The organism is Virgibacillus ndiopensis, from assembly GCF_900187325.1.
GTDB lineage: Bacteria > Bacillota > Bacilli > Bacillales > Amphibacillaceae > Virgibacillus_E > Virgibacillus_E ndiopensis.
The window spans coordinates 504936-517032 of the sequence record NZ_FZMZ01000006.1 but is presented as its reverse complement, the minus strand read 5'-3'; the positions used below and the strand labels follow the sequence as shown (position 1 = coordinate 517032).

Below are 12097 nucleotides of genomic sequence, written 5' to 3'. Positions count from 1 at the left end.
GGAAGCCGCATGAATCAGACGGAAGAGAAAATTGGAATTATCTACACTGCTGGAGCTTACTTGCTTTGGGGATTTCTACCAATTTATTGGAAACTAGTACAACAGGTATCTGCAGGTGAAATATTAGCACATCGAATTGTATGGTCTTTCCTTTTTATGATAGGCGTTATTTTGTGTGTACGAAAGTGGTCGGAGTTTATCAAAGAATGTAAAATAATTATGCAGGATAAAAAGAAGCTAATTGGTATTACGTTAGCATCCATCGTAATTAGCATAAATTGGCTGACCTACATATGGGCAGTTAACAGTGATCACGTTATCCAGGCAAGCCTAGGGTATTATATCAATCCACTTGTCAGTATTTTACTTGGAATTATTGTGTTAAAAGAACGATTAACCAGAAGTCAGCTTCTATCTTTTTTAATTGCTGGTGTTGGCGTTATAAACCTTGCTGTTAGTTATGGCGTCTTCCCTTGGGTCTCTATACTGCTAGCACTTAGTTTTGGATTTTATGGTTTGTTGAAAAAAATGGTTGATATTGGAGCTATGTTCGGGCTGGCAATCGAGACGATGATTGTCACACCTATTGCTTTTATCTATTTATTAGCAATATCGGATAACGTGGGATTTACTTCAGGAGATCTGTTCAATAGTACCAACCTATTACTAATTGGAGCAGGTATTGCTACAGCGGTTCCATTACTAATGTTTGCAACTGGCGCCAAACAAATCCCGTTATCAATGGTCGGATTTTTACAATATATTGCGCCAACTATCATGTTAATTTTAGGTGTATTCCTATACCATGAAACATTCTCACGAGCGCATCTAATTTCATTTTCTTTAATTTGGATTGCCTTGATTATCTACATGGGATCGGCACAGCGGCGTCCGATAAGGAAATCTAGATAGCTAGCTGGCTGGAAATTGTGGTTGGATCGTATTTAAGGTGTTTTGGCTTGTATTTTATCGATTTCGGATCGTAAATTAAGAATTTGGATTGTATATTGCTGAATCGGATTGTATTTTGCTAAAATCGGATCGTATTTCCTTATTTATCCAACGGAATTCTAAATTAATTTATTTTCTTAAAAAATGTAGTTGACTCTGCTAAAAGTTAGGTATATAATTCTTTTTAAATTAAATTTTCAAAATTTATATCTCTTATCAAGAGCGGTGGAGGGAATAGGCCCTGTGAAGCCCGGCAACCATCAAGTGAGGCAGCTCGCTTGAAAGGTGCTAAATCCTACAGGTCAATCATGATCTGGAAGATAAGAGGAGGAACGTTAAACGATACGCCCTCTTCTTAGGAAGAGGGCTTTTTATTTCCCCTCTTTTCCTATCTTTTTGACCCATATAAAAAAAGGAGGAATTTATTCATGTCAAATTTTCATCTGCAAAATCCAGAAACAGTATTACTTCACGGTGGTCAGGAGCCAGATCCAGCAACAGGATCCCGAGCGGTTCCAATTTACCAAACAACATCTTACGTGTTTCGTGACACAGAGCATGCTCAAAATTTATTCGGTCTACAGGAAGCTGGAAACATTTATACTCGAATTGGCAACCCAACTGTTGATGTTTTTGAACAACGGATTGCTTCACTTGAAGACGGGGTTGCAGCAGTTGCTACATCATCCGGTATGTCTGCGATTACGTTATCAATTTTAAATTTAGCAGGTGCTGGTGATGAAATTATTGCTGATAGTAATTTATATGGCGGAACATATAACCTATTCGCCACCACATTGCCACGCTACGGTATCGATGTAAAATTCGTCGATGGTACTGACCTTGGTGCAATTCGTGACGCGATTACGGACAAAACAAAAGCTATTTATGGTGAAATTATTACAAACCCTAGTCTCAATGTTTTTGACGTTGAAGGGGTTGCAGCTATTGCTCACGAAAACAACATTCCACTAATCATCGATAACACTTTCGCAACACCTTATATTACGAAACCATTAACATGGGGAGCAGACATCGTCGTCCACTCCGCAACAAAATGGATTGGCGGTCATGGAACAGCAATTGGCGGCGTCGTTGTTGACGGTGGACGTTTCAACTGGGGTAATGGTAACTTCCCTGGATTCACAGAACCAGATGCTAGTTATAACGGACTCCGTTTTGTTGATGTAGGTCCAGCTGCATTCGTAACAAAACTACGCGTACAGCTATTACGTGATATCGGTGCATGCTTAAGCCCACAAAACGCATTTTTACTTTTACAAGGGCTCGAAACATTACATTTACGTGTAGAAAGACATAGCAAGAATGCTGAAGAAGTAGCAGCATATTTACAAGATCATCCTGCTGTGGAATGGATCAATTACCCTGGATTAAAAGACCACTCATCATATAATCTTGCAACAAAGTATCTTAAAAATGGATATGGTTCTATCATTACATTTGGTATTAAAGGTGGTCGGGATGCAGGTAGAAAATTAATTGATAATGTATCACTTTGGTCACATGTGGCGAACGTTGGAGATGCGAAGTCATTAATTATTCATCCAGCATCAACGACACATCAACAGCTAGGTGCAGAGGATTTACAAAAGAGTGGTGTAACAGAAGAATTAGTTCGTTTATCAATCGGCATCGAACGTGTTAACGATATTTTAGTAGATTTAGATCAAGCAATCGCGAAAGCTACAGGCTATGAAGAAACGTTTAAACCAACAGCAGAAGATGCTATCAACTGGTTATTAACTTCTCCATTTGAACGTGAAGGAGGCAACGTACGTCAGAAAGTCATTGCCGTATCTGGTTCAGGAGCTATTTTTGAAGATGCTAAACAACTGCAACAACTCGGGTTTAAGATTGTACCAATTAGTGAAACAGAACAATCAACATTTCAAGAAACAACTTACAATAAATTGGCTGATGTTCCATTTGATATTGATGCAGTTTGGTTAGATCAGGGCGCCCTCCCAGCCAATACAATTGAAGAGTTTATCAACAAGCAAGGAAAAATTTTATGGATAGAACAACCAGAGGATTCTGATAAAACGTTAGAAAATGCAGAAGCAGTTGGTATCACGGTAGTTACGGGAACAAAACCATATGAAGAATTTGCACGCTTACGGGGAAACGTAATAGAACGTACTACAGTGGAAGTATAAAACAAAAGCGGTGACGACTGGTCAGAAAAAAGTAAAGAATGTTTTTTGACATAATAGACATAAACTGCGACGTAGATTGATGTTGGACCAACGTTCCGGAAATACATTACGCTTTCCGCGGGCTCGCGAGGAGGCTTATCAGCCGCCCCCGGAAAGCGAAGTGTATACGGGCTGCGGTATCCAGGAGCAACATAAAATACAATATTCACGTCACAGTTTACTGAAACTACGAGGTTAAAGGCAACTTATGAAAAAAGTAAATCTAAAATAACGAATCTTTATAAAGGACGGGTACGATATGAACAAAACGCTAATCAAAAAATTTATAACTGGATGTGTATCATTCGGCCCGTTCCATTTAACTTCAGGGGAAACATTGGAAAAAGTAACCTTACATTATGAAAGCGTCGGTCCTGCCGGCGCACCTATCATTCTTGTTTGCCATGCATTAACCGGCAACCATTGTACAGTAGGAACAAAGGACGCCCCTGGCTGGTGGGACGGACTTATTGGCACAAATAAGTACATTGATACAGATAAATTTCAGGTTATTACATTTAACGTACTAGGTGGTTGTGATGGATCTACCGGACCGACCTCATTACACCCTAGAACCGGTGAAAGATATCAGGCAGATTTTCCTGCAATAACTGTCCGTGATACGGTACATGCAACATATCAAGCGTTACAGGAATTGCAAATCAGGAAGCTTGCTGCAGTTATTGGAGGTTCTCTTGGTGGGATGCAGGTACTTGAATGGGGGTTACTCTATCCAAAGGCCATGGATAAACTTATTGTTTTAGCTGCAACACCAGTCTTTTCCGATTATGGAATCGCCTTTAACCATATCGCCGCATCTGCTATTAAAGCAGATCCAACTTGGAATGATGGCTACTATAAAACCGATATGGAGATAAAAGGCATGGAAATAGCGCGTATGATTGGAATGGTCACTTATCGCAGTTCTGACTTATTTTCCAGGCGGTTTAACCGAGAAAAAACAAAAGATGATTACAGTGTCTCCACATATTTAGATTATCAAGGTGAAAAATTAATGAGACGGTTCGATCCCAATAGCTACCTTTCCTTGTTAAACGCAATGAACTACCATGATATAGGTAATGGACGTGGAGGCATTAAACAGGCCGTTAAAAAATATAAATGTCCCCTACTCGCAATTAGCTTTGAAAATGATTTAATCTATGAGCCAAAACAAATTAAGGAACTATCTGAACACGTTTCGGATAGTTTCTATTATCATGTCAAGACTGATTTTGGGCATGATGGCTTTTTAACAGAGTTTGACAAATGGGGACATGTGATAAAGGAATTTTTAAAAACAGATGTAAAGGAGGTTTTTCCAAAATGAAAAAGCTTTCTGTTGCAATCCTTGGATTTGGTACGGTTGGTCAGGGTGTTCGTGATGTGATCTATCATCACCAGGAACGTTTAAAAAATATAGTCGGTGTACCAGTGGAAATTTCCACAATATTAATAAAGAATCCAGAAATACACCAAAATAATTCGGATCATATTCGTTTTACAACAGATTTTAAAACCATCCTAAGTGATCCAACAATTGATATCGTTTTCGAAGCAATTGTGGGAAAAGAACCTGCATTCAGCTACTTAAAACAATGCATCGAAGCTAACAAGCATGTGATAACAGCAAACAAGGAAATGTTCCAGGAACATGGACAGAAGCTGAAAAAGCTTGCTGCTGAATACAATGTAGGAATAGGCTTTGATGCCACTACTGCTGGAGGCATCCCTATCATCCAAACAATTCAACAGCTCCTCCATGTAAATAAAATTACGAAAGTGCAAGCTATCCTTAATGGAACATCAAATTATGTTCTGACTAAAATGAGGGAAAAAGGGTCAACGTTTGACGATGCTTTACAAAAAGCACAGTCACTAGGGTATGCAGAAGCCGACCCAACGAATGATATTGAGGGATATGACGCATTCTATAAATTAAAAATTTTAAGTGAACTTCTATTTGATGAGCAGCCTGTATGGGAAAATGTAAAACGCATCGGTATTTCTCGAGTATCTAAACAAACAATAGAAAAAGAGGCTGCCTCCGGTAAAAGAATCAAACATATTGCTGAAATTGCGTTATTCGACGGAACAATTGCTGCTAGTATTGAGCCAAGGGCAATTCCCACAAACCACCCACTTTATGCAATTGAGGGTGTTAACAACGCAATTTACATGGAGACTGATATCCTCGGTAATCTAACACTCACAGGACCTGGAGCAGGTGCCTATCCTACTGCCAGTGCAATGGTTGAGGACCTTTGCCACATTATGAAACAACCATATGAAATCCGGAACAAGGATTCTGTCATAGCTTTTTCATAAAGCTTCCTATAAGGTGGGTAGACAGTAAAACAACTGTTTAACCACCTTTTTCTCCATTCCTGGCCACATCTGAACACAAACCCATGTACGACCCCATATTATATACTAACAATTGTAAAACAATCGAAATATTATTCCGTGATACTTACCCGTAAAAATGGGTAAATATATAATATTGAACACAAAACAAGGTAATGTGCTAATATAGACTAGAAAATTATCATCTTAGGTGTGATTTACATGAAGAAAAAAATTGCTCTCATTTTAATCGTTATCCTTTTTATAGGAATCGGTATGATTCTTGTTACCACTCAACCTTCTAAACAAGTAATTGAAACAAAAGAAAACAAGCAATCGCGAGTTCACGAGGAAGAACAACAAACCGATAGGGATGTTGAGAAAGAACAGGAAAACATCGAGGCTGAACAAGAAAATGATCCTATAAAAACCCAATTTAAAGATATGGTTTCTGAAGCTGTCCAGTCTACAATCGATTATTTCACAAATAAAGAAACACATATCACAGCAATTGGTGACTCTTTAACACAAGGCGTTGGAGACAGTACTGGTGATGGTGGATACGTCGGGATATTAGATAAGGCCCTAAATAAGGATAACCAAATAGTTAAATTTGAAAATTACGGCAAACGCGGGAATCGTTCAGATCAGCTTCTAAAGCGGTTAGAAAAGCCAGAGATTGCTACATCCATTTCAAATTCCGACATCGTGCTTATCACAATTGGGGCTAATGATATTATGAAAGTGGTAAAAGAGAATTTCACGAATTTAACATTTAAAGATTTTGCCCAGGAACGAATTGCTTACGAGGAACGTTTAAAGAAGATTTTTGACAAAATAAATAAGTTCAATCCTAATATGAAAATATACTTATTAGGCTTCTATAATCCATTCGGAAAATACTTCCCTGAGATAAAGGAACTTGGTATTATTGTTGAAAATTGGAATAGCACAGGAAAAAAGGTTGCCGGGATGTATGAAAACATAACATTTATACCGACAATAGATTTATTCGATGATACAAATGTCGACTTATTTGCTGAGGATAATTTCCATCCGAACACGCGTGGATATCAGCGAATGGCAAGACGAGTATTAGAGTATTTAACTAATTAAGAAAGGTGAGCTATTATGAAAGAGTTAAGGTCAAATAAGCCGCCAAAGAAAAGAAAATGGAAACGATTGTTTTATAGCTTGCTATTGTTAAATGCATTTGTTATTTTAGCACTTATCGTTTTTATCTTTTGGCCTGTTTCCGAAACACCCCAGCCAAATACTGAGAAGGAGCAAGCAAACGAAAGCTCTGAATTTATCGTTCGAACCACAAAAAAGAACCTAAATGATTTAGTTAATGCCTATCTTGATAAACTTCTGAACGATACAAAACATAACTATAGCATATCACTCGAGGATGACGTGCATTTGCTTGGGGAATTACCTGTATTTTCGAGCACTGTACCATTATCGGTACATCTTGAACCACTTGTTCAAGAAGATGGAAATGTCATTTTAAAACAAAAATCCATTTCAATTGGATTACTAAATCTACCCAATCAAAAGATAATGGAATACATGAAAAAGTATTTACCAATGCCTGAATGGGTTACCATTAATCCAAAGGAAGAAGAAATTTATGTATCCGTTTCTGAAATGAAAATTAAAAGTAACTTCGAGGTTAGTGTTGAACACATTGATCTAGAGGCTAACAATCTAGCATTCAAAATTAGAGTACCTTATGAAACTTTAGGTATAGAGAAAGATCAATACTAATTACTCCACAAAGGCAAGAGACTCTATCTCTTGCCTTTTTTAGTTTCATTATCATATACAGCATTCATCTGCTCAATCTTTTCTTTTACTTCATCGACTAAATAATCCGGCGATAAAACTTTTGCCTGATTACCCCATGTTAGGATCCAATTGATTAGACCATCCGATAATTTCGCTTTTGTCGTTAAAACAAAATGGTCATCATCTATTTGTTTAATATCTACTTCCTGTCCAAAACGATCTAGTACAACGTTGACTAAATCAAGGTGAAAACGAATCTTAATCCGAATTTCCTCGCCTGCAAACATATGGAAGCTTTGATTAACATATTCTTGTAAATGAAAGTTATCCATTTTAGTAAAATCATTTTCACTTACAGTTATATTACGAATCCGATCAAGCCGGTAATGTCTAATTTCATTTGTTTCCTGAAAACGACCGATGAGATAATAGTAATCGTTTTGCCAGATTAACGCATATGGCTCAACATGATACGTAGCACCATTACGATGAAATTCAAACTCCTTATGAACGTTAAACTTCCCGTATTGATAGGTAAGTACTTTCCTCTCTGAGATTGCTCTATGTACACAGTCAATATTTAATTTGACCAATTCATAATCTATATTTGCTGACTGACTGAATAAAATTGGTTCTGGAAGTGTTTTGGCAATATATTTACTTGTAAGCTGTTTTACCTTTTTAATCAATTTCTTCTTTTCATTTGTAGTAATAAAACGTGCTGATAAAATGGCATCAATAATTAACCGTAATTGATATGTTTCAAATAATCTTGATTGGTGACTGTAAAGTGTTTTCCCGAACTTACCCTTATTTTTTACGATTTCAAAGTCCATTTCATCTAATATTTTCAAGTCATGCTTTAATGTACGGTTATCAAACGCCATTTCTTCCCCAAATAGTAAACGCAGCTTTTCACTTATTTCGTCAATGCCAAGCTCATGGAAATCATCCGTTTCATTAAATAAAAGTTCCTTCATTTTCAGTAAACGATAATTGCTTCCCCGTTCCATTAAATTCCCTCCTTCTACTTTAAAAAAGACTGTTTTCTAGAAAACTATTGCTTTTTCAAATGCAGAATCTTAATAGTTGATATAAAATGCGACGCAACACCCCGCTTCCAAACGCTACAAAAATCACGTTGCTATTATGTCTCAGTTTCTATAAGTAGCAACAAACTATACAAAAAGCGCCTTAAAAAAAGAACCATCTACATTAAGTGTATGGTTCTTCTCATTTGATGACAAAACTTTTTACTTTTTTCGATAATAAAAATATAAATGATTGCTTTGTTAAAGAAGTAGTTTCCCCTTTTACTAACTTTCGCTCTGTATCCATTCTATTTTGTTGATAATCACCTAGTTTTCCTTCATAGATCAATTCTAACCCGGCGAGATTACGAATATCTGCGGGAGTTGTAAAGCAGAGCGGCTTTGAAAGCTTAAAATTATTTGATTCCTGTAGTACTGTTGCAACAAACTGAGAACAGAATAACGCATTTTCACGGTTTATTTCTATTTGAAGTAATACTCCAATTAATCCAATAAAATTATATTTATAATTATCCTGTTGTTTCTCAAATTCTTTAATTTTAAGAAGTACTCTTTCACAATCAGCCTCAGGTATGTGGTATTTATAGACCGCACAATTTGAATCCTTTAAGAAATCACTTCGAATATCTTCCTTAACGAATCCACCTATAAATGGATTTCTTGGACGTTTTCTACCAAAGCTATATACTTCCTGTAAATCATCATCAAAGGCTATCGAGACATGGTTTAATGATTGCTTTGTACAATAATTAATGGCACGTGATAAATAAGTGCCTGTATCTGTAAAGAGAAAATAAACAGTTCTTTCCCCCATAAAATTCCCCTCCGTTAATAACTGTTAACGAATAATAGCGTTGATTTATTGTTGCATATTTCCCATAAAAAATATAGTCTTTTTTTTACTATTTTAAAATCTAATCGGCACTTATATCAAAACTTTACCGAAAAATCAATAAATATACAAGCTGTTTTGCAATTTTTTATCTTTTTGTAATAAATATACTTTCCTACTTACAGTATACGATGTATTTAACATTGACGAAACCCTTTATTTACCGTAAGCTAAACTTTGATTACTATTTTTTTGGAGGATATACACAAATGATAACTGTAACTGATGTCAGTTTACGATATGGAGATAAAAAGTTATTTGAAGATGTGAATTTAAAATTCACTGCAGGAAACTGTTATGGGTTAATTGGTGCTAATGGTGCTGGTAAATCTACCTTCCTAAAGGTTTTATCAGGTGAAGTTGAACCTCAATCGGGAAATGTTTCCCTATCACCTGGTGAACGAATGACTGTGCTTAAGCAGAATCACTTTGCATATGAAGAGTTTCAGGTCTTAGATACTGTGTTAATGGGCCATGAGCGATTATATAAAGTAAAACAGGAAAAAGACGCTATTTACATGAAAGCTGATTTTTCCGAGGAAGATGGCATGCGTGCTGCGGAACTCGAGGGTGAATTCGCTGAGATGAACGGTTGGGAAGCAGAATCAGATGCTGCAGTTTTATTGAAAGGTCTAGGAATTGGTGAAGAGCTTCACTATTTGAACATGGCTGACTTAACTGGCGACCAAAAGGTGAAAGTTCTTCTTGCACAAGCACTTTTTGGCAACCCGGATATTTTATTATTAGATGAGCCAACAAACGGCTTAGACATTCAAGCAATTCAATGGCTAGAGGAATTCTTGATTAACTTTGAAAATACCGTAATTGTCGTATCCCATGATAGACACTTCTTAAACAAAGTATGTACACATATTGCGGATGTTGATTATGGAAAAATCCAGATTTATATTGGTAACTATGACTTTTGGTATGAATCTAGCCAGCTTGCAACTAAAATGGCACAAGAAGCAAACAAAAAGAAAGAAGAAAAAATAAAGGAATTACAAGCCTTTATCGCGAGATTTAGTGCCAATGCTTCAAAATCGAAACAAGCAACTTCTCGTAAAAAACTTTTAGACAATATTACATTGGATGATATTAAGCCATCTTCTCGTAAATATCCTTATATTGCTTTTACACCAGAAAGGGAAATCGGGAACGACTTACTCCGAGTAGAAGGTTTGAGCAAAACAATTGGCGATAAGAAGGTTTTAGATAATGTAAGCTTTACAATCAACAAGGATGACAAGGTTGCTTTTGTTGGTAAAGATGAAATTGCCAAAACGACGTTATTTAAAATATTAATGGGTGAAATAGAACCAGATGCCGGAACATATAAATGGGGAGTTACCACTTCTCAATCCTATTTTCCAAAAGACAATGCTGCTTATTTTGAAAATAATGATTTATCGTTAGTGGACTGGTTAAGGCAATATTCACCGGAAGATGAAACAGAAACATTTTTACGTGGATTCTTAGGTAGAATGTTGTTTTCTGGAGAAGAAGCATTGAAGAAAGCAAGCGTATTGTCCGGTGGAGAAAAGGTCCGTTGTATGTTATCAAAAATGATGCTCAGCAATGCCAATGTATTGCTATTAGATGAGCCAACAAATCACTTAGACTTAGAGTCCATTACTGCATTAAATAATGGATTAATCAAATTTAAGGGATCAATTCTTTTTACATCACATGACCATCAATTCGTCAACAGTATAGCAAATCGCTTAATCGAGATCACACCAAAAGGAATCATCGATAAAGAGATGAGCTATGATGAGTATGTACAGGATAAGAAGCTACAAAAACAGATTAATGAAATGTATGGAACAGAGGTATAAAGTTTAAGGGACAGAGGGTCAGACCCTCTGTCCCGTTCTTATTTAACAGGTGTTACAGCTATTTTTTCAAGCATGTCTTTTGTCATTGCATCGATGTCATATTCTGCTTTAAAGCCCCATTCTTCTGTTGCTGCTGATGAGTCGATGCTGTTTGGCCAGCTTTCGGCAATTTTTTGTCGTGCTGGGTCAACATCATAATCCAATTTGAAATCAGGTATATGCTTTTGAATTGCTTTTGCAAAATCTTCAGGTGCTGCAGATATAGCAGATATATTAAATGCATTACGATGTTTTAAATTACTTAGATCTGCCTCCATTAATTGTACAATAGCATTCAAAGCATCAGGCATATACATCATATCCATATATGTGCCTTCTGCAATATATGATGTATAGGCTTTGTTTTTTATTGCCTCATAATAAATCTCCACAGCATAATCAGTCGTTCCACCGCCTGGAGGCGTTACATATGAGATTAATCCAGGATAACGGACACCACGGGTATCTACTCCAAATCGATGGTAGTAATAATCGCAAAGCAGCTCGCCAGCTACTTTATTAACACCATACATCGTTGTCGGACGTTGAATTGTGTCCTGTGGTGTGTTGTCTTTTGGTGTTGTGGGCCCAAATGCACCAATTGAACTTGGTGTGAAAAATTGTAAATCAAGTTCACGTGCTACTTCTAATGCATTCACAAGACCACCCATATTTAAATCCCAAGCTTTTTTAGGAATCTGTTCGGCTTTTGCTGATAAAAGTGCTGCCAAATGCATGATTGTGTCAACATTATGCTCTTTAGCAACTTCAAATAAACGATTAGCATCAGTCACATCAACAATTTCAAATGGACCATCACTTTCTTCTTTTTGTTTTATATCTGTCCCAATTACATTTGTTGATCCATAAATCTCTCGTAGTTTTGTCACGAGCTCTGAACCAATTTGACCGAGTGCACCGGTGACTAGAATTTTCTTCATGCGTTATACCCCTTATCTTTTCCAGAAGTCA

Annotated in this window: 10 protein-coding genes and 1 riboswitch; of the genes, 7 read left to right on the top strand and 3 right to left on the bottom strand. The window is 36.7% G+C overall.

Features of this window, described 5'->3' with window-relative positions; translation table 11 throughout:
* Positions 1-9 precede the first annotated feature (9 nt).
* From rarD to CS937_RS15120, 6 genes are all read left to right on the top strand, one after another.
* Complete coding sequence (gene rarD / locus CS937_RS15145) at positions 10-912, top strand: EamA family transporter RarD (RefSeq protein WP_099159312.1); 903 nt, start codon at positions 10-12, stop codon at positions 910-912.
* A 249-nt stretch (positions 913-1161) separates the two neighbouring features.
* Positions 1162-1278, top strand: a riboswitch (SAM riboswitch).
* 101 nt (positions 1279-1379) lie between these two features.
* Positions 1380-3128, top strand: coding sequence for a PLP-dependent aspartate aminotransferase family protein (locus CS937_RS15140; protein ID WP_099159311.1), 1749 nt, complete (start codon positions 1380-1382; stop codon positions 3126-3128).
* 298 nt (positions 3129-3426) lie between these two features.
* The gene (metX, locus tag CS937_RS15135; protein ID WP_099159310.1) at positions 3427-4497 is read left to right on the top strand and encodes a homoserine O-acetyltransferase MetX; all 1071 of its coding nucleotides are present in this window, start codon (positions 3427-3429) and stop codon (positions 4495-4497) included.
* Entirely contained in the window at positions 4494-5495 is a 1002-nt protein-coding gene (locus tag CS937_RS15130) for a homoserine dehydrogenase (RefSeq protein WP_099159309.1), read from the top strand. Before metX ends, CS937_RS15130 begins: the two co-directional genes overlap by 4 nt.
* Positions 5496-5735: 240 nt before the next feature.
* The gene (locus CS937_RS15125) at positions 5736-6629 is read left to right on the top strand and encodes an SGNH/GDSL hydrolase family protein (RefSeq protein ID WP_099159308.1); all 894 of its coding nucleotides are present in this window, start codon (positions 5736-5738) and stop codon (positions 6627-6629) included.
* A gap of 15 nt (positions 6630-6644) precedes the next feature.
* Positions 6645-7283, top strand: coding sequence for a YpmS family protein (locus CS937_RS15120; protein WP_099159307.1), 639 nt, complete (start codon positions 6645-6647; stop codon positions 7281-7283).
* Between the two features lie 23 nt (positions 7284-7306).
* Here CS937_RS15120 and CS937_RS15115 read toward each other — a convergent pair whose 3' ends face one another.
* Entirely contained in the window at positions 7307-8317 is a 1011-nt protein-coding gene (locus tag CS937_RS15115; RefSeq protein ID WP_099159306.1) for a helix-turn-helix transcriptional regulator, read from the bottom strand.
* 220 nt (positions 8318-8537) lie between these two features.
* Positions 8538-9170, bottom strand: a complete 633-nt coding sequence (locus CS937_RS15110) for a C40 family peptidase (RefSeq protein ID WP_099159305.1) — start codon at positions 9168-9170, stop codon at positions 8538-8540.
* A 287-nt stretch (positions 9171-9457) separates the two neighbouring features.
* Here CS937_RS15110 and CS937_RS15105 point away from each other — a divergent pair, with 287 nt between their 5' ends.
* On the top strand, positions 9458-11086 hold the full coding sequence (locus CS937_RS15105; RefSeq protein WP_099159304.1) for an ABC-F family ATP-binding cassette domain-containing protein: 1629 nt from the start codon (positions 9458-9460) through the stop codon (positions 11084-11086).
* A 38-nt stretch (positions 11087-11124) separates the two neighbouring features.
* Here the strand turns inward: CS937_RS15105 and CS937_RS15100 are convergent, their stop codons facing one another.
* Positions 11125-12066, bottom strand: a complete 942-nt coding sequence (locus CS937_RS15100; RefSeq protein WP_099159303.1) for an L-threonine 3-dehydrogenase — start codon at positions 12064-12066, stop codon at positions 11125-11127.
* Positions 12067-12097: the final 31 nt, after the last annotated feature.